General features: G+C 59.4%; 18 protein-coding genes. 12 read left to right on the top strand and 6 right to left on the bottom strand.

The window, feature by feature from the left end; genetic code table 11:
- Positions 1-20 precede the first annotated feature (20 nt).
- A complete protein-coding gene (locus J4E42_RS17520) occupies positions 21-1733 on the top strand; it encodes a monovalent cation:proton antiporter-2 (CPA2) family protein (protein ID WP_207285759.1) in 1713 nt (570 codons plus the stop codon).
- A 1-nt stretch (position 1734) separates the two neighbouring features.
- On the opposite strand, the gene J4E42_RS17515 is transcribed toward J4E42_RS17520, so the two are convergent.
- Positions 1735-2943: an ammonium transporter gene (locus tag J4E42_RS17515; RefSeq protein WP_207285758.1), complete on the bottom strand. Its 1209-nt coding sequence runs from the start codon at positions 2941-2943 to the stop codon at positions 1735-1737.
- Between the two features lie 305 nt (positions 2944-3248).
- On the opposite strand from J4E42_RS17515, the gene J4E42_RS17510 reads away from it, so the two are divergent.
- The 9 genes from J4E42_RS17510 (at position 3249) to J4E42_RS17470 (ending at position 14725) form a co-directional block, all read left to right on the top strand.
- Positions 3249-3563 (top strand): YqjD family protein, encoded by a 315-nt coding sequence (locus J4E42_RS17510; RefSeq protein WP_008030332.1) that lies wholly within the window; start codon positions 3249-3251, stop codon positions 3561-3563.
- Between the two features lie 2 nt (positions 3564-3565).
- Complete coding sequence (locus J4E42_RS17505) at positions 3566-3955, top strand: phage holin family protein (protein ID WP_192227863.1); 390 nt, start codon at positions 3566-3568, stop codon at positions 3953-3955.
- Complete coding sequence (locus J4E42_RS17500) at positions 3952-4293, top strand: hypothetical protein (protein WP_008044376.1); 342 nt, start codon at positions 3952-3954, stop codon at positions 4291-4293. The genes J4E42_RS17505 and J4E42_RS17500 overlap by 4 nt, the downstream gene beginning before the upstream one ends.
- A 124-nt stretch (positions 4294-4417) precedes the next feature.
- Positions 4418-5581, top strand: a complete 1164-nt coding sequence (locus J4E42_RS17495; protein WP_207285757.1) for an EAL domain-containing protein — start codon at positions 4418-4420, stop codon at positions 5579-5581.
- 69 nt (positions 5582-5650) lie between these two features.
- The gene (locus J4E42_RS17490; RefSeq protein ID WP_192227865.1) at positions 5651-6979 is read left to right on the top strand and encodes a deoxyguanosinetriphosphate triphosphohydrolase; all 1329 of its coding nucleotides are present in this window, start codon (positions 5651-5653) and stop codon (positions 6977-6979) included.
- A 175-nt stretch (positions 6980-7154) separates the two neighbouring features.
- Complete coding sequence (locus J4E42_RS17485; protein ID WP_207285756.1) at positions 7155-7547, top strand: response regulator; 393 nt, start codon at positions 7155-7157, stop codon at positions 7545-7547.
- Positions 7548-7797: 250 nt separating this feature from the next.
- Positions 7798-8424, top strand: a complete 627-nt coding sequence (locus J4E42_RS17480) for a response regulator transcription factor (RefSeq protein WP_008030344.1) — start codon at positions 7798-7800, stop codon at positions 8422-8424.
- An 8-nt stretch (positions 8425-8432) separates the two neighbouring features.
- Complete coding sequence (locus J4E42_RS17475; RefSeq protein WP_207285755.1) at positions 8433-11732, top strand: transporter substrate-binding domain-containing protein; 3300 nt, start codon at positions 8433-8435, stop codon at positions 11730-11732.
- 50 nt (positions 11733-11782) lie between these two features.
- The gene (locus tag J4E42_RS17470; protein ID WP_207285754.1) at positions 11783-14725 is read left to right on the top strand and encodes an HD domain-containing phosphohydrolase; all 2943 of its coding nucleotides are present in this window, start codon (positions 11783-11785) and stop codon (positions 14723-14725) included.
- Here J4E42_RS17470 and J4E42_RS17465 read toward each other — a convergent pair whose 3' ends face one another.
- Positions 14726-15208: a GAF domain-containing protein gene (locus J4E42_RS17465; RefSeq protein ID WP_008030351.1), complete on the bottom strand. Its 483-nt coding sequence runs from the start codon at positions 15206-15208 to the stop codon at positions 14726-14728.
- Positions 15205-16095, bottom strand: a complete 891-nt coding sequence (locus J4E42_RS17460) for an ATP-binding protein (RefSeq protein WP_008030353.1) — start codon at positions 16093-16095, stop codon at positions 15205-15207. Before J4E42_RS17460 ends, J4E42_RS17465 begins: the two co-directional genes overlap by 4 nt.
- Before the next feature lie 165 nt (positions 16096-16260).
- On the opposite strand from J4E42_RS17460, the gene J4E42_RS17455 reads away from it, so the two are divergent.
- Complete coding sequence (locus J4E42_RS17455) at positions 16261-18582, top strand: response regulator (RefSeq protein WP_280161881.1); 2322 nt, start codon at positions 16261-16263, stop codon at positions 18580-18582.
- Here the strand turns inward: J4E42_RS17455 and J4E42_RS17450 are convergent.
- The 3 genes from J4E42_RS17450 to msrB all read right to left on the bottom strand — a co-directional run bounded on the left by J4E42_RS17450 (position 18566) and on the right by msrB (position 20094).
- On the bottom strand, positions 18566-19027 hold the full coding sequence (locus J4E42_RS17450) for a MarR family winged helix-turn-helix transcriptional regulator (RefSeq protein WP_008030355.1): 462 nt from the start codon (positions 19025-19027) through the stop codon (positions 18566-18568). The genes J4E42_RS17455 and J4E42_RS17450 overlap by 17 nt on opposite strands.
- Positions 19024-19509: a glutathione peroxidase gene (locus tag J4E42_RS17445; RefSeq protein ID WP_008030357.1), complete on the bottom strand. Its 486-nt coding sequence runs from the start codon at positions 19507-19509 to the stop codon at positions 19024-19026. The genes J4E42_RS17450 and J4E42_RS17445 overlap by 4 nt, the downstream gene beginning before the upstream one ends.
- Before the next feature lie 189 nt (positions 19510-19698).
- Positions 19699-20094 (bottom strand): peptide-methionine (R)-S-oxide reductase MsrB, encoded by a 396-nt coding sequence (gene msrB, locus J4E42_RS17440; protein WP_207285752.1) that lies wholly within the window; start codon positions 20092-20094, stop codon positions 19699-19701.
- Between the two features lie 226 nt (positions 20095-20320).
- Between msrB and J4E42_RS17435 the strand changes: the two genes are divergently transcribed.
- Entirely contained in the window at positions 20321-21532 is a 1212-nt protein-coding gene (locus tag J4E42_RS17435; RefSeq protein WP_008030363.1) for a pyridoxal phosphate-dependent aminotransferase, read from the top strand.
- Positions 21533-21684: the final 152 nt, after the last annotated feature.

Raw genomic sequence — 21684 nt, 5'->3', positions numbered from 1 at the left:
CACCTTGACCGGAGTTTTTTGTGTTCGCCAACCTGTTGATCATCCTCGCCTCCTCTCTGGTGGTGATTGCACTGTTCCAGCGCCTGCGCCTGCCACCGGTGCTGGGCTATCTGTGCGTGGGGTTGATGATCGGACCGACCGCGTTCAACTGGGTCAATGAAAGCGAAGAGTTGCCCGACCTCGCCGAGCTGGGCGTGGTGTTCCTGCTGTTCTCCCTCGGGCTGGAGTTTTCCCTGACGAAAATGCTCGCGTTGCGCCACGTGGTGTTTCGGCTGGGCGGCCTGCAAGTACTGGTCACCGCGACACTGCTTGGGGGAGTGCTGATGTTGCTCGGCATGTCGGTAACCCCTGCACTGCTGCTCGGTGCAGGTCTCTCGCTGTCGTCCACCGCCATTGTCAGCAAGGAGCTGGGCAGTCTCGGCGAGATTTTCAGCAGCCACGGCCAGAACGCCATTGCGGTGTTGCTGTTCCAGGACGTCGTGGCGGTGTTGCTGCTGACTCTGGTGCCGGTGTTCGCCGGGAACAGCGATCAGGCCTGGTACTGGGCGTTACCTGTGACGCTCGGCAAGACCGTTGTGCTGTTCGTCGGGCTGTTGCTGACCAGTCGCTGGTTGCTGCCGCGGCTGTTCCATGAAGTGGCGGCGGCCCGCTCCGCCGAGCTGTTTGTGCTGCTGGCACTGGTCATTGTGCTGCTGACCGCCTGGCTGACTCACCTGCTCGGTCTCTCTCCTGCCCTGGGGGCGTTTCTCGCCGGCATGCTGCTGGGAGAAAGTCATTACCGCCATCAAATCGAGGCCGATATCCGTCCGTTCCGCGACATTCTGCTCGGGGTATTTTTCGTCAGCATCGGCATGTTGATCGACCTGCAGTTGTTCGCCAGCCACAGCCTGCTGATCCTCGGCCTGACCATCGGCTTGCTGCTGATCAAAGGCTGCGTGGTCGCGCTGCTGGTCAAATGGCGCGGCAGCGATGTCGAAACCGCCTGGCGCAGCGGCCTGGCTTTGGCCCAGGGCGGCGAGTTCTGTTTTGCGCTGATGGCCCTGATGCAACAAAACAAAATGATGCCCGCCGACCTCGGCGGACTGCTGCTGGCCGCGACCTTCTGCTCGATGCTGCTGACGCCACTGTTGCTGCGTTCGGCGCCCCGCATCGCAACGCGTCTGCACCGCAAGCCCAACGAAGAAGCGAAGCTCGACGAAATAAGCGCGCTGAACGCCGGACTGCACAGCCATGTGGTGATCTGTGGTTATGGTCGCGTCGGTCAGTCGATCGGGCGGGCGCTGCGCAATGCGCTGCAGCCCTATATCGCGCTGGACACCGATCCGGTGCGTGTCCAGGAAGCCGCCGTGGGTGAAACCTGTGTGCACTATGGCGACTCACGACGCGGTGAACTGCTGCTGGCGGTAGGACTGGCGCGCGCCAGGCTGCTGGTGATTGCCGTGGACCAGGCCGATATCGCGTTACTGATTCTCCAGGAGGCGCGCCGATTAAACTCGACCGTTCCAATCCTGGTACGCACTCGGGACGACAGCCAACTGGCCGAGTTGAAAGCAGCCGGCGCCAGCGAAGTCGTGCCCGAATTGCTGGAGTCGAGCCTGATGCTCGCCTCCCACGCGTTGATCATGCTGGGTATACCCGCGCATCAGGTCCAAGAGCGAGCCGACCAGATACGGCATGACCGCTATCGCCTGCTGCACGGTTTTTATCCCGGTGCCGACGATGAAGAAACCTGACTCAGTCCTGGCTCACGGCGCCGATCTTGTGCACCGACAGGTCCGCGCCGTAATACTCTTCTTCCTGACTCAGGCGCAGGCCATGGAACGCCTTGATCACGCCATACACGGTGAAGCCGCCGGCCAGCGCCACGACCACCCCGAGGGAGGTTCCGATCAACTGACTGACCAGGCTCACCCCACCCAGGCCACCCAGTGCGCTCTGACCGAAAATGCCACAGGCGATCCCGCCCCAGACACCGCACAGACCGTGCAACGGCCAGACACCCAATACGTCATCGATGTGCCATTTGCCTTGCGCAGCGGTAAAGCACCAGACAAACAGCGCCCCGGCGATGGCGCCGGTCACCAGCGCGCCGACCGGGTGCATCAGATCGGAACCGGCGCAAATCGCCACCAGCCCGGCCAACGGGCCGTTATGCAGAAAGCCCGGGTCATTGCGCCCAACGATCAGCGCCGCCACGGTGCCGCCCACCATGGCCATCAGCGAGTTCACCGCGACCAACCCGCTGACGCCCTGCAAGGTTTGCGCGCTCATCACGTTAAAACCGAACCAGCCCACGATGAGAATCCACGAGCCCAGGGCCAGGAAGGGAATGCTCGACGGTGCGAACGCCACCAGGCGTCCCTCGCGATAGCGACCTTGCCTCGGCCCGAGCAACAACACCGCTGCCAGCGCCAGCCAGCCGCCCATGGCATGGACTACCACCGAACCGGCGAAATCATGGAAGCTGGCACCAAAGTGCGCGAGCAACCAGGCCTGCAAGCCAAAGTTGCCGTTCCAGATCATGCCTTCGAAAAAGGGATAGACGAACGCCACGATCAACGCCGTCGCACACAACTGCGGAACGAACCGGGCGCGCTCGGCGATGCCGCCGGAAATGATTGCCGGTATGGCTGCGGCGAACGTCAGCAGAAAGAAAAACTTCACCAGGCCATAGCCATGATCGGCATTGATCACCGCCGCCGGTTGCATGAAGGTGACCCCGTAGGAAATCCAATAGCCTATAAAGAAGTAGGCAAGGGTCGAAATGGCGAAGTCGCTGAGGATCTTCGACAAGGCGTTGACCTGGTTCTTCTGTCGAACTGTGCCGACTTCGAGAAAGGCAAAACCGGCGTGCATGGCCAAGACCATGACTGCACCGATCAGAATGAACAACGTGTTGGAGCTATGGACCAGACTGTCCACAGCGCTTTGCAGATTTTCCATGGAGTTGGCAGACCTGAAGGCTAAAAAAGCACCAAAGCAGTTCGCGCAGACAATTCATGCACCAAGTTGCAACTTCGCCGGATCAGTCCATTGATCCCGATGAGTCACTTTGGCGCACAAGGTTGGAACCTTTGCGCGAGGTTTCATTATTTGAGATAAGGTTTTGCTCGATTCTTGCCCAGCAACAGCGCAAACACGCGGGCTGACGCACCACGACATAGCAAAAGTTGTACCAGTCATTTGTACTGAACCTTCGCGCAAGGCTCATACTCGAACGCAACAGAAGCCACTTACGGAGATCACCAATGGCCAGCATCAAGGCAAAGACTGCTCAAGAAATCCTGATGAACGACTTCCAGACCCTGGTCAGCGACACCGAGCGGTTGCTGGAACACACCGCCACATTGGCCGGTGATCAGGCGGATGAGTTGCGCGAACAGATCCACGACAGCCTGCTGCGTGCACGCGAAACCTTGAAACTGACTGAAGACTCCCTGCGCGAACGCGGCAAGGCCGCCGTCACCGCCACTGAAGACTATGTTCAGGCCAACCCATGGCAATCGGTCGGGATCGCGGCCGGCGTGGGTTTCCTGATCGGTCTGCTGGCAACACGGCGCTGATTATGGCGATCGGTGAATCCGGCTCGTCCGCGACGGGCCCAAGCTCCTCATCGCGGCGCCTGGGTGCCGCTTTCCTTGGACTGCTGCACAGCCATGTCGAACTGTTCGGCATCGAATTGCAGGAACAAAAAGCCCGCACCGTCAGCCTGCTGCTGTTCGCAGGCCTGGCGCTGGTGTTTGCCTTGCTGTTGCTGGTGGGGTTGTCGACGCTGGTGTTGATCCTGTTTTGGGACACCTATCGCCTGCCCGCCATCATCGGGCTCTGCGTGTTCTACACCCTCGCGGCCATCTTCTGCGCGATGCGCTTGAGAGCAGCGATTTTCGATGAATCCTCGCCCTTCAATGGCACCCTGGAAGAACTGGCCAACGATCGGGAGCGTCTGCTGCCATGAGCCTGCCTGAACTGCCTCACAACAGCTCGCGCACGGAAATGCGCAAGGCGCTGATCCGTCTGCGCATGGAAATGCATCGCCAGGAAATCCGTCACGAATCCGCGCAACTGCTGCAACCCTTGCAACGTGTGCGCGGGATGACGCAAAACCTGCAAGACGGCTTCGGCATCAAGCACGCCCCGCTCTGGGGCGTAGCGGCCGTGACCCTGCTGGGCTTTTTGACCGGCAAGGGCGCCAAGAGCGGTGGCGTCAGCAGCCTGACTCGACTGGTTCGGCTAGGCACCACGCTGGGGCCGCTGATCAAGCTGATCCTGCAAGGCAACTCGCCCAAACACTGAAGCCACTAGCTGGCTGCATTCTTGCAACATCTCCGGGATGAACCTCTTTATCGAGGGGTTCAAACCTGCACGCCTACCCGGCATCAGGTTCAATCCAAAAACAAGACCTTACTAAGGAGGCCTCGTGATCGACGGGCAACCGCTCGCCTGCTTTCAGCCGTTCATCGATACCGCCACCGGCCGTATCGCCGGCGTCGAAGCACTGGGCCGACTGCGTCAGGCCGACGGTCAATTGGCCTCGGTGGGTCCACTGTTCGCCGACCCGAGAACACCCGCCATCGCCCTGCGTCGCCTGGACCGCCAGATCCGCGATAACGCCCTGAGCCGTTTGCATGAAGCGCCCCCGGAGTGGTTTCTCAGCCTGAACATGTCACCGCGCTGGATCAGTCGCTTGCGTGCAGACCAGGCACTGCCGAGCCTCAAGCAATTGAGCCGGCACGGCGTCGACCCGCAGCGAATCGTGTTCGAGATCACTGAACTGGGCGGTGACATCCAGCGTCTGGCCGACGTGGTGGCGCGATACCGACACGCCGGCGCGCGAATCGCCATCGATGATTTCGGTGCCGGTTACTCACAGCTTGATCGCGTGCTGGCCCTGCAACCGGACATTCTCAAGCTCGACATGCGGCTGTTCCAGGCCGCGGCGTTGGGCGGTCCCAGCAGCGACGTGGTCAAGGCCCTGGCGCAAATGGCGGAGAAAACCGGGTGCTGGATCATTGCCGAAGGGGTGGAAACCGAGGCTCAATTGAATTTTGCCCTGGAGTGCGGATCGCGTTATGTGCAGGGTTTTCTGTTTGCCCGCGCGCAAGCAGACTTCTTCGCCACCGACGCCTTCGTCGAACGCTTCGCCCAGCTGCGTCAGCGCTATGTACAGCAAAAACTGACTGAGCGCGGTCGCCTGATGAGCATGCGCCAGCAACTTTGCGAGCTGATGGCGATTCTGCAAACCTGGGCCCAGGCCAGCGCGCCGCTGAGCGCATTGCCACAATTGGACGCCTTTCCCTGGCTCTTGCGTTTCTATCAATGCGACCGCCACGGCACTCAACTGACGCCCAACCTCGAATGGCGCAACAGCGGCTGGGAAGCCGACGATCGCTACCTGGGCCATAACTGGTCATGGCGTCCGTACTTTTATCATTTGCTGGCGGAGGGTTGGGATGAGCGCCGACTGACGCTTTCCAACACTTACCGCGACGCCACCAGCAACCAGTACTGCCTCACCGCCGGGCAATTTTTCGCCAACGGCGAGCGACTGCTGCTCATCGACATCGACGCTGCGGGGCTGTAGTTCCGCTTGCAGGTCCTGACGCGAACCGGGAAGCTTAAGGCATCAGTCACCTGACGGAGAGAATCAGCCTTGGATTGGCAAACCCTGCTTACCCGCGAACGCCTCGGAAAGCCGCTGCACAGCCCGGAAGAACTCGGCCGCAGCCCTTTCCACAAAGACCACGACCGCATCATTTTCTCGGGAGCGTTTCGCCGCCTCGGACGCAAGACCCAGGTGCATCCGGTCACCAGCAACGATCACATCCACACGCGCCTGACCCACTCGCTGGAAGTCAGTTGCGTCGGCCGCTCGCTGGGCATGCGTGTCGGTGAAACCATCCGCAGCGCCCTGCCCGACTGGTGCGAACCCAGTGACCTGGGCATGGTGGTGCAATCCGCTTGCCTGGCCCACGACATCGGCAACCCGCCCTTCGGCCACTCCGGCGAAGACGCGATCCGTCACTGGTTCCAACAGGCTGCCGGCCGCGGCTGGCTGGATGCAATGAGCGAAGCCGAACGCAATGACTTCCTCAACTTCGAAGGCAACGCCCAAGGTTTCCGGGTGCTCACGCAGCTTGAGTACCATCAGTTCGATGGCGGTACCCGGCTGACCTACGCCACGCTGGGCACTTACCTGAAATACCCATGGACGGCCATGCACGCCGATTCGCTGGGTTACAAAAAGCACAAATTCGGCTGTTATCAGAGTGAGCTGCCGCTGCTGGAGCAGATCGCCCATAAACTCGGCCTGCCGCAGCTCGAAGATCAGCGCTGGGCCCGCCATCCGCTGGTCTATCTGATGGAGGCCGCCGATGACATCTGCTACGCGCTGATCGATCTGGAAGACGGTCTGGAAATGGAGTTGCTGGAGTACGCTGAAGTCGAGTCCCTGTTGCTGGACCTGGTCGGCGACGATCTGCCGGAAACCTATCGCCTGCTCGGCCCGCGTGATTCGCGCCGACGCAAACTGGCGATTCTGCGCGGCAAAGCCATCGAACACCTGACCAACGCCGCCGCCCGCGCTTTTGTCGAGCAACAGGATGCATTGCTGGCCGGTACACTGCCCGGTGATCTGGTGGAGCACATGCACGGTCCGGCCAAGCGTTGCGTACTGAATGCCAAGGACATGGCGCGCAAGAAAATCTTTCAGGACAAGCGCAAGACCCTGCACGAAATCGGTGCCTATACCACGCTGGAAATCCTGCTCAACGCCTTCTGCGGCGCAGCCCTGGAACAGCACAACGGGCGGGCGCCTTCGTTCAAGAGCCGTCGCATCCTCGATTTGCTGGGTAACAACGCGCCAGACCCTCACGGGCCATTGCACACGTCGTTCCTGCGCATGATTGACTTCATCGCCGGCATGACCGACAGCTATGCCAGCGAAATGGCCCTGGAGATGACCGGCCGTTCGAGCCACTGACGAGAGCAGGTTGATCAGCCATTACGCCGCCTGAAATGGCTGATCAGCCTCCCAACGCCCAAGTGCACTCAACGCTCGCTGAATCGCCCTACACCTCACGTCGAGCAAGCTGATCGATTACTCGGAATACTCGCGAAATAATCACGCGTCCCAGAGACGAAGCGTGAGTAACTCCATGTTCAAAGACGACCTGCGCATCCTGATGGTGGAAGATCATCCCTTTCAACTCAGGGCAACTCAGTACCTGCTTGAAAGTTACGGCTTCACTCAAGTGACCACCACCGACAGTGCCAAAGGCGCGTTGCAGCAAATGTTCAGGGCTGTGCAACCGTTCGATATTCTATTGTGCGATCAATGTTTGCCCGACCTTCCCGGACTTGATCTTGTCCAGTTCGCCAGTCATCGAGGAATGATCAGGCAGGCCATACTGTTAAGCAGCCTGAGTTGTACAGAACTTGATGAAATTGAGAAAACAGCCAACGAGCGGGGGCTACCCTTACTTGGTTATTTGATCAAACCCTTGAAACAATCCGAATTCAGAAACTTATTGACCTCGGCCTCATTATAAAAACAGCACAAGTGCGATAACTGCTTTTCGATACACAACTTGAAAACAACAAATAAAAACTCCCAACAGACTGACTGATCACACGCAACTTCCAGCCATCTTCATTAAAAACCTAGTTGATTCGTAGCCCCTTTCCTATTCGCTTGTAGGATTATTCCTATATTGCTGCTTGTGGTCCGTCAGTTCATGCGTCCCCTCAACTATCTGAGCTAAGGTGCGCGCTTTATTAGAGCTCGTATGGGATTTGATTATGAACTCCGTTTTTATTGTCGACGATCACCCCGTCATCCGTCTTGCCGTCCGAATGTTGCTGGAGCACGAAGGCTACAAAGTCGTCGGCGAAACCGACAATGGGGTCGATGCCATGCAGATGGTTCGCGAATGCATGCCCGACCTGGTCATTCTCGATATCAGCATTCCGAAACTGGATGGTCTCGAAGTTCTCGCCCGCTTCAACGCGATGAGTACCCCCCTGAAAACACTGGTATTAACTGCACAATGCCCGACACTTTTCGGTATTCGCTGCATGCAGTCCGGTGCTTCAGGTTATGTATGCAAACAGGAAGACCTGAGTGAACTGGTGAGTGCTATCAAAGCAGTATTGTCCGGTTACAACTACTTCCCGAGCCAGGCCCTGAATCCTGTTCGCGGCGATGAGGTGCGCTGTGCAGAACTGGAACTGTTCAAGTCAGTCAACGACCGAGAGCTGATGGTGTTGCAACTTTTTGCCCAGGGCCGCACCAACAAGGAAATTGCCAAAGGCATGTTTCTCAGCAACAAGACTGTGAGCACCTACAAAAAAAGACTCATGCAAAAACTCAGAGCCAAATCCCTGGTTGAACTCATCGAGATGGCAAAACGTAACGCATTGGTGTGAGACACAGGATGCCCAGTCGCATAAAGGATTATCTGCTACTCATGGCCGCCGCATGCCTGACCTCTTCGGTGCTTGCCGCACAGCCAGCCAGCGAGCACTACAACCTGCTCAGTCGCTCAACGGCCGGACACCTGGACGTCCAACTGGATCAAGCACAACAACAATGGATCACCGGTAAACGGCAACTGATTCTCGGCACGTCAGCGCCGGACTACCCACCTTTCGACCTGACCGTCAGCGGCCAGGATTACGAAGGTTTCACCGCCGATTATGCGGGCCTCCTCGGCAAGGCCATCGGTTTACCGATCAAGGTGCAACGCTTCGCGTCCCGAGGGGCTGCGATCAAGGCGCTCGAAAAAGGCGAGGTCGATCTGCTCGGCACCGCCAATGGATTCGAGGCTCATAACGCCGATATCGTGCTTTCAACCCCCTACGCCGTGGACCAGCCGGTTCTGGTGACACGGGAAGGAGAAACCCGATCCCTGACCGACGGCCTCGCCGGTCTGCGGTTGAGCATGGTGTATCACTATTTGCCGCTGGAGGAAGTCCGGGCCCTGTATCCCAAAGCCGTTATCACGTCTTACCCGTCCTATCAGAATGCAATCAATGCCGTGGCTTTCGACCAGGCTGACGTCTTCCTCGGCGACACCATCTCGACCCACTACATGATCAACAAGGGTTACCTGAACAATATCCGCATGGCCAACTTCGGCAAACACGAGGCCCACGGATTCAGTTTTGCCGTGCACAAAGACAACCCGGAATTGCTCGCAATCATCAACGCGATGCTCATGGCCATCCCCGCCAGCGAGCGGGAAAACATTGCCGAACGCTGGAGTGCCGGCAGCGACATTCTGCTCACCGACCAGAAACTGCAACTCACCCACCTCGAAGAACGCTGGCTCGCGCAACATCCGGTGGTGCGCGTGGTGGTCAATGAAGCCTATGCGCCGCTGACGTTTTTCGACAGCGATGGCAACTTTCGCGGCGTTACCGCAGACCTGCTCGAACTGATCAGATTGCGTACCGGCCTGCGCTTCGACATCCGTCGCAGCCGAAGCGATGACGAGATGATCAAACAGATCAAAGACCATCAGGCCGACGTGATCGCCGCCCTGCTCCCCAGCGATGAACGTGAAACGATCCTGAACTTCACCCGTCCCTATCTGCAAAACTCCTTTGTGTTGCTGACGCGCAAAGCCGCCGACAGCCCGACCAACCTTGAGCAACTGCAGGGCAAGCGCCTGACCATCGCCCAAGGCAACCCACTGGTGGATTACCTGCGTCGCGAGTTCCCGCGAATCAAGCTGATAGAGACGCCAGACACGTTCAGCGCAGTTGAGTTGCTCGCCGAAGGCAAAGCCGAAGGTGCGGTGAACTCACTGGTGATCGCCAACTACTTCATGTCATCGCGGCTCTTCGAACACACACTTCAGATCAGTACCACCATCGGCACCCGCCAGGCCGCGTTCTCGCTGGCGACCGGGCAAGACGCCAAAGAACTCAACGCCATCCTCAACAAGGCGCTGCTGAGCATCGCGCCGGAAGAACTTGGCATCATCAACAGCCGCTGGCGTGGCTATTCGGCGTCGTCGCAAAGTACCTGGCGCAACTACCAGCGATTGTTCTATCAGATCGTTATCGGTGCCGGCGTACTGCTGCTGATTTCCGCGGTGTGGAACGCTTACATGCGTCGTCAGATCAAACAACGTCAGGCGGCTGAGCGCGCGTTGAACGATCAATTGCTTGAACGGCGACAGCTGTTCGACGAGCTGCGTTGTGCGAAAGATCGTGCCGATGAAGCCAACCGGGCCAAAAGCACGTTCCTGGCGACCATGAGCCATGAAATCCGCACCCCGATGAATGCCGTCATCGGCATGCTCGAACTGACGCTGAGGCGGATCGATCGCAATCATCCGGATCGCCCGGCCATCGACGTGGCGTACAACTCGGCGAAGGACCTGCTGGCACTGATCGGGGACATTCTCGACATCGCCCGCATCGAATCCGGGCGCTTGAGCCTGAGCCCGCAACGCGTCAATCCGCTTGAAATCATCGGCTCGGTTGCAAGGATCTTCGATGGGCTGGCCCGCCAGAAAAACCTCGATCTGCGACTTGAGTTCAACCAGGCCAACCCGCCCGTCGGTGTCCTGCTGGACCCAATGCGTTTCAAGCAGGTGCTGTCGAATCTGGTCAGCAACGCCATTAAATTCACCGAGCAAGGCGAGGTCAGAATCACCGTTGAGTTGCTCCCGGGCACCGAGCCCGGGCACATCCGGATGCTGTTGCTGGTTGAGGACAGCGGCATCGGTATCAGCGAACAGGATCAGCAACGCCTGTTCGAACCTTTCGCCCAGGCCAATGACCAAGGGCAGGCCGGCAGAGGCGGCGCCGGGTTGGGTCTGGTGATCAGCCGAAGCCTGTGCGAAATGATGGGCGGCAGCCTGCATTTGAGCAGCCAGCCGGGGGTAGGCACGCAGGTTCAGGTTTCGCTGCACCTGGCCACAGTGCCCGTCGAACAGGTGCCGAAAGCTGCCGAAGTGCCCATCCACACGACGACGCCCTTGAACGTTCTGGTGGTCGACGATCACCCGGCCAATCGCTTGCTGATGTGTCAGCAACTGGAGTTTCTGGGGCATCGATTCAGCGTCGCAGAAGACGGCGAAGCAGGACTGGAAGCGTGGAAAAACGGGCTGTTCGATCTGGTGATTGTCGATTGCAACATGCCGATCATGAACGGATACGAGCTGACCCGCGCCATTCGCCGCCATGAACAGCATTCGAAACGACCGCCCTGCACCGTGCTCGGCTTCACCGCCAACGCACAGCCCGAAGAGTTACTGCGCTGCAAACAAGCCGGGATGGACGATTGCCTGTTCAAGCCACTGACGCTGAGCGCGTTAAGCGAATGGGTGGCCGGCATCAAACCGCCCGTTCGCGATCCCGCCTTCAGCCTGCAAGGGCTGCACCTGTTGACCGGTGGCAATCCCGTGATGGACAGGCGATTGTTGACCGAGCTGCAGAGCAGTAACCGCCAGGACCTGCAAGCGCTGCGGGCATTATCCCGGTCAAAAGACCCGCGGGCTTTTCTCGACATCGCCCACAAAATCAAGGGCGCCGCGCGCATTGTCCAGGCCACCCGTTTGATGGACAGCTGCGAGGCGCTTGAGCAGGTCTGCCTTGGCGTCTTCCATCAAGAAGAAGTGGCGCAATGCTGCAAAGCCATGGAGCGCGCCATGCTTGAACTGGAGCAGGCATTGCAGCAACAAATTGGACAAAACGACAAAAGCAGAATGACGGAGCCTTAACTATGCTTGGTCGCTGAGCAGTGTGTTAAACATCATGGAGAGACCCCGCAATGACCAGCCCACTGCGCCCGGATCAACGACGGTTTCCCCTGCACGTCCATATCAGCGTGATGTTCACCTTCCTGTTGCTGCTGACTGGCGTGGTGCTGGGCATTTTCAACTATGGGCAAACCACGCAAATCATTCTGTCCAGCAGTGAGAAGCTCTTCGAGCGCATCGAGCAGGATGTCCGCCTGGACCTGCACGCCACCTATGGGCCCATTCGCCATCTGTTGAGCCTGTTGGTGTTCAACCCGGCGGCGCAGGCGCCTGACCTGGAACAGCGCCTGGCATTGCTCAAACCCTTCAGCCAGTCGCTCAAGGACAATCCTGACCTGGCCTCGCTGTATCTGGGTTACGACAACGGTGATTTCTTCATGGTTCGCCCCTTGCGAACCGCCGCCCTGAAAGCGCTGCTCAAGGCCCCGGACAAGGCGGTTTATCAAGTCTGGAGCATCGAGCAGAACCGCGGCCCGGTGCATTCCCAGTCATTGTTTTTCGATCAGGACCTGAACCTCCTCAGCCGTCACGACAACCCCGACGACACCTACGATCCGCGCACCCGCGCCTGGTATTCCAGCGCTCGCGGCGACAGCGATCAGATCACCACCGAGCCCTACCTCTTTTTCTCCACCCGCAATGTCGGCACCACCCTCGCCCGGCGCAGCGGCGAGCACGCCATCATGGGCGCCGACCTGACCCTGGCGGAACTGTCCGCGACGCTGGCCAAGCACGTTGTAACCCCCAATACCGAAATCGTGCTGTTCGATGCCCAGGGCAATGCCATCGCATACCCCGACAGCAACAAACTGATCGTCGACGATCAGACCGCACGCTTGAGCAAGGCTGCCGACCTGAGTCCCGGCCTCGGCGCATTGCTGAACAACCCGCCAACAGGCAATCGGCTGAGGGCCGCCGGCCGGCAGTGGATCGTTGCCCGCAGCAGCATGCAGGAAGGTGGTCCGCAGGGGCTGCAACTGGCGCTGCTGGTACCGGAAGACGAATTGCTCGCCGATGCCTACCGCATGCGTTGGCAGGGCGCGCTGATTACGCTGGCCACGTTGCTTTTGTGCCTGCCCTTGGGCTGGTTGACCTCCAGAATTCTGGTCACCCCCCTGCGTGCTCTGGTGCAGGAAGCCGATGCGATTCGCAGTTTCAATTTCAAATTTCCGGCCTCCCGTCGCTCTCCGGTACTCGAAGTCGACCAACTGAGCGTGTCGATGGCGCGCATGAAAGACACCCTGGCGAGTTTTTTCCGGATCACCGACAGCCTGAGCGCCGAGACCCGGTTTGCCCCCTTGCTGGAAAGGGTGTTGTTCGAAACCGTGAAAATCGGACAGGCCCAGGCGGGCCTGATCTATCTGCGGGAAAATGACGGCGATCGCATGACACCTCACGGTCTGGTCATCAACGACATTTCACAGGCATTGCCCTCATTCGACATTCGCAGCCATGAACTCCAGGACCCACAGAGCCCTGCCTGGCTACAGCAGCTGTCACATGCCGACAACGTGGTCACCACTCTCGGTTTCGAACAAGTGGGGGATTTGCAGAAAGTGTTGCTGGCGATGGAATGCCCGCGAGTGCATCTGATCGGTATCCGCCTGCACAATCGCCATAACGAAACCGTGGGCCTGCTGGTCCTGTTGCTGGCGGACAGCGGCGATCAAAGTGATCTGGAAAAGCTTCGTCCGGACCGTATCGCGTTCCTTCAGGCTGTGTCCGGCGCGGCCGCCGTGAGTATCGAAAGTCAGCGCCTGCAAGCCAAACAAAAACAGCTGCTGGACGCGTTCATTCAACTGCTGGCCGGTGCCATCGACGCGAAAAGCCCTTACACCGGCGGCCATTGTCAGCGAGTGCCGGCGCTGACGTTGATGCTCGCCCAGGCTGCCGCGGCGAGTCAGGACCCGGCCTTCAGCAGTTATCAACCGACCGAGGACGAGTGGGAGGCGCTGCACATCGCCGCCTGGCTACATGATTGCGGCAAGGTCACCACGCCGGAGTACGTGGTCGATAAAGCCACCAAGCTGGAAACCCTGAACGACCGTATCCACGAAATCCGCACCCGCTTCGAAGTGCTCAAGCGCGATGCCTGTATCAGCTACTGGCAAGCCGTTGCCCTGGGCGGTGACGAGCAGCACCTGGCGGAACTGCGCGATGCCACTCTGGCGGCGCTGGACGATGATTTCGCGTTTGTTGCCCGCTGCAATCTGGGCGGCGAGGCGATGGCCGAGTCCGATTTGCAACGCCTGCGCAACCTGGCCCAGCGCACCTGGACCCGAACCCTTGATGACCGGCTGGGCGTTTCCTGGGAAGAGAACCGGCGTCAGGCGCGAACATCGGCGCCAACCCTGCCGGTCAGCGAGCCGCTGCTGGCGGACAAACCGGAGCACCTGTTCGAACGCGCCGAAGGCGAGCTGATGCCGGAAGACAATCCCTGGGGTTTCAAACTCGATGTGCCCCGCTACAAGTACAACCGGGGCGAACTCTACAACCTGAGCATCGCCCGAGGCACGTTGACGCGCGAGGAGCGTTACATCATCAATCACCACATGGTGCAGACGATCCTGATGCTCAGCCACCTGCCCTTCCCCGGCCACCTCAACAACGTCGCGGAAATCGCCGGCGGCCACCACGAAAAAATGGACGGCACCGGTTATCCAAAACAATTGAAGCGCGAGGAAATGAGCCTGCCGGCGCGGATGATGGCGATTGCCGATATTTTCGAAGCGCTGACCGCCGCCGATCGTCCCTACAAGAAAGCCAAGCCGTTGAGCGAAGCACTGGGCATCATGGCCACCATGTGCCGTGACGCCCACATCGACCCGGAACTGTTCAGGCTCTTCATCAACGCCGAAATCTACCGGCAATACGCCGAGCGATTTCTCGATCCGCAACAGATCGATGCCGTAGACCCGCCAGGCCTGCTGGCCAAGGCAGGCTTGAGGGCGTGATCAGCAGTCGGTCAGGCGCAGGAAGATGGCCGCCAGTTTTTCAATCCCGGCTTGATCGTGTTCGGTGAAGCGCGCCAGTTTCGGGCTGTCGAGGTCCAGCACGCCGATCAGGCGGCCGTCCTTGACCAGCGGCACAACCAGTTCGCTGTTCGACGCGCTGTCGCAGGCGATGTGCCCGGGAAAGGCGTGCACGTCTTCGACCAACTGAGTCTGCAACGTCGCCGCCGCTGTCCCGCACACGCCACGACCGAACGGGATGCGCACGCAAGCGATCTGCCCCTGGAACGGACCCAGCACCAGCTCTTCATTGCGATTGAGGTAGAAACCGGCCCAGTTCAAGTCGTCGAGCTGGTTGTACAGGAACGCGGAAAACTGTGCGGCGTTGGCGATGAAATCACGCTCGTCCGCCAGCAAGGATTCCAGCTGCGCGTGCAGCATGCCGTAGCCTTCGAGGCCTTGGCCGCTTTGTTGTAAATCGATCATGCCTTGTGCTCCAACAGCTTCAGCCCGACCCAATAGCGGGCAAATTGATAGGCGCAACGTCCGTTGCGATTGCCTCGGCCGGTGGCCCAACGCACCGCGAGGATGTCCAGTTCTTCGTCACGCTGCCACTTCAGGCCGGCCTTGTCGGCCAACTGACCGATCCAGTGCTCGACCACATTAAGGAAGTGTTCCTGCGTAAACGGATAGAACGACAGCCACAGGCCGAAACGGTCCGACAGCGCGATCTTGTCTTCCACAGCCTCGCTGGGGTGCAATTCGCCGTCGACCCTTTTCCAGTTTTCGTTATCGCTTTCCTTTTCCGGGACCAGGTGGCGACGGTTGGAAGTGGCGTACAGCAAAACGTTGTCCGGCGCCTGTTCGAGAGAACCGTCGAGCACGCTCTTGAGCACGCGATAGTCGCCCTCGCCCGCCTCGAACGACAGGTCATCGCAGAACAGCACGAAACGTTGGGGCAGTTTGGCGATTTGCTCGACCACACGCGGCAAGTCGGCCAAGTGATCGCGTTCGATCTCGATCAGTCGCAGACCGGTCTTGGCGTGTTCGGCCAACAGCGCGCGCACCAGCGACGATTTACCGGTGCCACGCGAGCCCCAGAGCAACGCGTGGTTGGCTGGCATGCCGTCGAGGAATTGTTGAGTGTTTCGGCCCAGTTGCTCTACTTGGCGGTCAACACCGATCAGGTCGGACAGCCGCGTATCGAGGCTGACCTGCAGCGGCAGCAGAAAACCGCTGCGCCCTTCCCGCTGCCAGCGTGCGGCCAGGCAATGCGTCCAGTCGATGGCTTGCCGAGGTGCGGGCAAGAGCGGTTCGATACGGGCCAGAACGGCATCGGCGCGTTCAAGAAAAGCATTCAATCGGGAATCCACGTCTTCTCCTCGGGCACGTTCACAGTAATGATGGCGCTACAGCGACGAAATACAGCATTCACAGACGTGTTCATCCCGTGCACAAGGGCTCGCGAGAACATCGGTATCCATGCATGATCGACTATGCTTGAGCAGCGAAGGGAAACGGAAGTGGTTCGACACCCCATGGATATCAAGTTCACCAACCGGCTGTCCTACAAGCAAGCCCGGCTTACCGTGCTGGTCGGTTTCATTCTGGGTACGCTGCTCAGCCTGCTGCAAATAGGCATCGATTATGCCAGTGAAGACGCCTCCATCAACCGTGAAATAGTGTCTTTGCTGGAAATCAGCCATAACCCCGCTTCGCGCATTGCCTACAACATCGACGCCGAACTCGCCCAGGAACTGACCCTGGGCCTGCTGCGTTCACCGGCGATCATCGCTGCGCAACTGACCGACAACAACGGCTCGGTGCTGGCCAGCGTCAAGCGCCCGCCATCGCAGAGCAGCTATCGGGTGATCAGCGATTTTCTGTTCGGTGCCAACCGGGCGTTCGAAGACCGGCTGTATCTGGATCACTTGCCCAACGAATCCCTCGGCACCTTGCGCCTGGAAGTCGACACCTATTCTTTCGGCAACCGCTTCCTGCGTCGGGCCGAAGTGACCCTGCTCAACGGCTTTGCCCGCAGCCTGATCCTGACCGGCATCCTGCTGGCGCTGTTCTATGTGATGCTGACCAAACCGCTGGTGCGGGTTATCCGCGAACTCAGCAGCCGCGATCCGCGCAGTGTCGAACCGACCTGGCTGGAGTACCCGAGCGGGCATAAAAACGATGAGATCGGCGTGCTGGTCAAAGTTGCCAACCAGCAATTCGAGAACATTGCCACTGAAATCCAGCAGCGACGCAACGCTGAAAACCGTTTGACCGATTACCTCGGGCAACTGGAAAACATCGTGTCGGCGCGCACCGCCGAACTCAAGGCGATCAACAGCCGGCTCAGCCAGTCCAACCAGGAACTGGAAGTCGCGCGCAGCACCGCCCTGGACATGGCCGAGGCACGCTCGGTATTTCTCGCCAACATGAGCCACGAGATCCGTACGCCCCTCAATGGCTTGCTGGGGATGATCGCGCTGTCCCTCGACGGCCCGCTCAATGCCGAGCAACAGCAACAACTGTCTATCGCCCATGACTCGGGCAAAGTGCTGGTGGAGTTGCTCAACGATATTCTCGACCTGTCGAAATTCGACGCCGGTCAGCTTGAACTCGAACACATTCCGTTCGACCTCGGTTCGCTGATCGAGGACACCGCCAACCTGCTGTCGCAAAACGCGGCGCCAAGCGTCGAACTGACGTGCCTGATCGAACCGACATTCCCGGCGCTGGTGCTCGGTGACCCGACCCGGGTCCGGCAGATCGTCAGCAACCTGTTGTCCAACGCCCTCAAATTCACCCGTTTCGGTCGGGTCGATGTGCGCCTGTCGACGTACGAAGACGGCGTCAGAATCGAAGTCTGCGACACTGGCATCGGCATCGCCCAGGACGCTCAGGTCAAGATTTTCCAGCCATTCACCCAGGCCGGCGCCGGCATTACCCGACAGTTTGGCGGCACCGGGCTGGGGCTGGCGCTGACTTACAACCTCTGCGAAGCCATGCAGGGGCGCCTCACCATCAGCTCGGAAGCCGGTTTCGGCAGCCAGTTCTGCGCCGACCTGCCGCTGCCGAGCCACACCCGCGCCTTTGCCCCGGCCACGCTGCACGGCAAGGTGATCGCGATCACCACCGCCAGCAGCGGCCTGGCGGAACTGTTGAAGAGTCTGTTGCCGGGTTGGGGGCTCGACTATCAGCAGCGTTCGATCGATGACGCGATGATTGGTCTGAAGTCCGACGTGGTCATCACCGATTGCCCGGAATGCCTGTTTCGCCTGCGCCCCACCTGTACCGCACCGATTCTGTTGGTGACCGCTTACGGCAGTTTCATGCCCAGCGAACAGGCCAGCGCCCTGGCGCCATTACAACAACAGGCCCGGCCTCTGGCGCGCAATGCGCTGTACCAGACACTGCGGCGAGTGTTGCAGCCGGAAATCAACACCATCAACGATGCGCGACTGGAGGCGCTCACTCCCCAGCGGCGCGGACGGGTGCTGCTGGTGGAGGATAATCCGGTCAATCAATTGGTGGCCAAGGGCATGCTCGGAAAACTCGGCTGCGAGGTGATTGTCGCCGCCCACGGCGGCGAGGCTCTGGATCAGCTGGAGCAAAGCGAATTCGATCTGGTGCTGATGGACTGCAACATGCCGGTGATGGACGGCTACGAAGCCAGTCGGCAAATCCGTCGCAGCGGTCGCTGGCCGCAATTGCCCATCGTCGCCCTGACCGCCAACGCCATGTCCGAGGAACGCGAACGCTGCCGTGCGGCGGGCATGAGCGATTACCTGGCCAAACCTTTCCGCCGGGAAGAACTGGCCGCCCTGCTGGACCTGTGGATGCCCGCTACGACAGTGCTTTGATTTGTCCCAACAAGTGGTCAAGCCCCTCGCGCAGATCATTCAAGCGATCCAGATCGACACCGCTGTCACACAACAGTCGGGCTTTGAGCGGCCCGACCTGATCACGCAGCGCCTTGCCCGTGGGCGACAGGCTCAGGTGCACTTCACGCTCATCCCGCGCTGAACGCTGACGCTGCACCAGTTGCAGTTGTTCAAGTCGCTTGAGCAACGGCGTCAACGTGCCGGAATCCAGCGCCAGGCGCTCGCCCAACGCCTTGACCGTCGGCTGCTCCGGCGCCGCCTCCTGCCATTCCCACAAAACCAGCATCGCCAGGTATTGTGGGTACGTCAGGCCGAGTTGATCGAGCATCGGCTTGTAAGCGCGGATCACCGCCCGGGAAGCGGCGTACAGCTTGAAGCAGAGTTGGCTGTCGAGCTTCAGGGAATCGACGGACAAGGTATTCATTTGAGCAGGGCTTCGATCTCGCGGCTGAGGTCTTGCGGCTTGGTCGCGGGAGCGAAGCGCTTGACCAGTTGGCCGTCCTTGCCGATCAGGAATTTGGTGAAGTTCCACTTGATGCCCTGAGAACCCAGAACACCCGGTGCGCGTTTTTTCAGTTGCACGAACAGCGGGTGGGCGTCGGCACCGTTAACGTCGATCTTTTTGAACAGCGGAAAGCTGACACCGAAGTTCAGTTCACAGAACTCGGAAATCGCGCCTTCATTGCCCGGCTCCTGCTTGCCGAACTGGTTGCACGGGAAACCGAGCACTACCAGCCCTTGATCCTTGTAGGTCTGCCACAGTTCTTCCAGCCCTTTGTATTGCGGCGTGAAGCCACATTTGCTCGCGGTGTTGACCACCAGCACCGCTTTGCCGGCGTAATCCGCGAGGGTCTTTTTCTCACCCTTGATGGTGGTGCAAGGGATGCTCAGCAGGTTGTCGCTCATGATTCGGACTCTCGAATGAAAGAAGATGAGACAAACATAGCGAGCAATTGAATTGTGTGCAATTTAAATTATTGGATGCCGAATATCTGTAGGAGCGAAGCTTGCTCGCGAAGGCGTCTTAACATTCAACACTGATGTTGACTGACCCGACGCCTTCGCGAGCAAGCTTCGCTCCTACAAGGGCCCGCATCACGAACGCGGAACGAGATCCAGGCACACCGAGTTGATGCAATACCGCAGGCCGGTCGGCGGCGGACCATCCGGGAACACATGCCCCAGGTGCGCATCGCATTTGGCGCAGACCACTTCGGTACGGATCATGCCGTGGCTGACATCACGGATTTCAGTCATGGCGCTGTCGCCGATCGGCGCATAGAAACTCGGCCAGCCGCAGCCAGAGTCAAATTTGGTTTTTGAGTCGAACAGCGGCTCATTGCAGCAGATGCAGTGGTAAATACCGTCGGTTTTGGTGCCGTTGTACTTACCGGAAAACGGCCGTTCGGTGCCCTTGAGGCGGCAAACGTTGTACTGCTCCGGATCGAGCATGGCCTTCCATTCTTCCAGGGTTTTTTCCAACTTTTCCATCATCACACCTCAGCAGCTGAAAAAGCCCGATCTGTACCTTTTCCACGGATCGGGCGGCACGTATGATTGCGCCTCGTCAAACGCCAGTCTGGCAGCCAGACCACGCGCATTCAAACGGATTTATGGGTGCTGCCTCTCAAGGCGCCAGGCCTGTGTGAATACGCAGGATTCCCAGTACGGTAGTTCATACACCGCCTGGATCGTTCATTTTCGGGAACACATCGCCATGCAGGTCAGCAAATCGAACAAGCTCGCCAACGTCTGCTACGACATTCGCGGCCCAGTGCTCAAGCACGCCAAACGCCTGGAAGAGGAAGGCCATCGCATCCTCAAGCTGAACATCGGCAACCCGGCGCCTTTTGGTTTCGAAGCGCCGGATGAAATCCTCCAGGACGTGATCCGCAACCTGCCGACCGCCCAGGGCTACAGCGATTCCAAAGGTCTGTTCAGTGCGCGTAAAGCCGTCATGCAGTACTACCAACAGAAGCAGGTAGAAGGCGTCGGCATTGAAGACATTTACCTGGGCAACGGCGTTTCCGAGCTGATCGTGATGTCGATGCAAGCGCTGCTCAACAACGGCGACGAAGTGTTGGTGCCGGCTCCGGACTACCCGCTGTGGACCGCCGCCGTGAGCCTGTCGGGCGGCAACCCGGTGCATTACCTGTGCGACGAGCAGGCCAACTGGTGGCCGGACCTGGCCGACATCAAGGCCAAGATCACCCCGAACACCAAGGCCCTGGTGATCATCAACCCGAACAACCCGACCGGCGCGGTGTATTCGAAGGAAGTCCTGCTGGGCATGCTGGAACTGGCCCGTCAGCACAACCTGGTGGTGTTTTCCGACGAGATCTACGACAAGATCCTGTACGACGATGCCGTGCACATCTGCACCGCGTCCCTGGCCCCTGACCTGCTGTGCCTGACCTTCAACGGCCTGTCCAAGTCCTATCGCGTGGCCGGTTTCCGTTCCGGCTGGATTGCTATCTCCGGTCCGAAACACCACGCGCAAAGCTACATTGAAGGCATCGACATGCTGGCGAACATGCGCCTGTGTGCCAACGTGCCGAGCCAGCACGCGATCCAGACCGCCCTCGGGGGTTATCAGAGCATCAACGATCTGGTCCTGCCGCAAGGTCGCCTACTGGAACAACGCAACCGTACCTGGGAATTGCTCAACGACATTCCCGGTGTCAGCTGCGTCAAGCCGATGGGCGCGCTGTATGCGTTCCCGCGCATCGACCCGAAAGTCTGCCCGATCCACAACGACGAAAAATTCGTGCTCGACCTGCTGCTGTCGGAAAAGCTGCTGGTGGTTCAAGGCACCGCTTTCAACTGGCCATGGCCGGACCACTTCCGCGTCGTGACCCTGCCGCGTGTCGACGACCTGGACATGGCCATCGGACGAATCGGCAACTTCCTCAAATCCTATCGCCAGTAATCGGACTGGCCTCGTGCGACTTTTCCACGAAAGTCGCACGAGGATTAATTCAGCAACATATCTTTAAGCCTCGCCGTACATCCCCACTGCAATCGCTGCCCGGTAGCAAGCTTTGTGACCGCGTCCAACAATCACGGGGCCCGCAACGCGAA

This window comes from Pseudomonas sp. FW300-N2A2, assembly GCF_017351735.1.
In the GTDB taxonomy this organism is placed as follows: domain Bacteria; phylum Pseudomonadota; class Gammaproteobacteria; order Pseudomonadales; family Pseudomonadaceae; genus Aquipseudomonas; species Aquipseudomonas migulae.
Note: the sequence above shows the minus strand (reverse complement) of the source record. Positions and strands in the feature narration are given on the sequence as shown.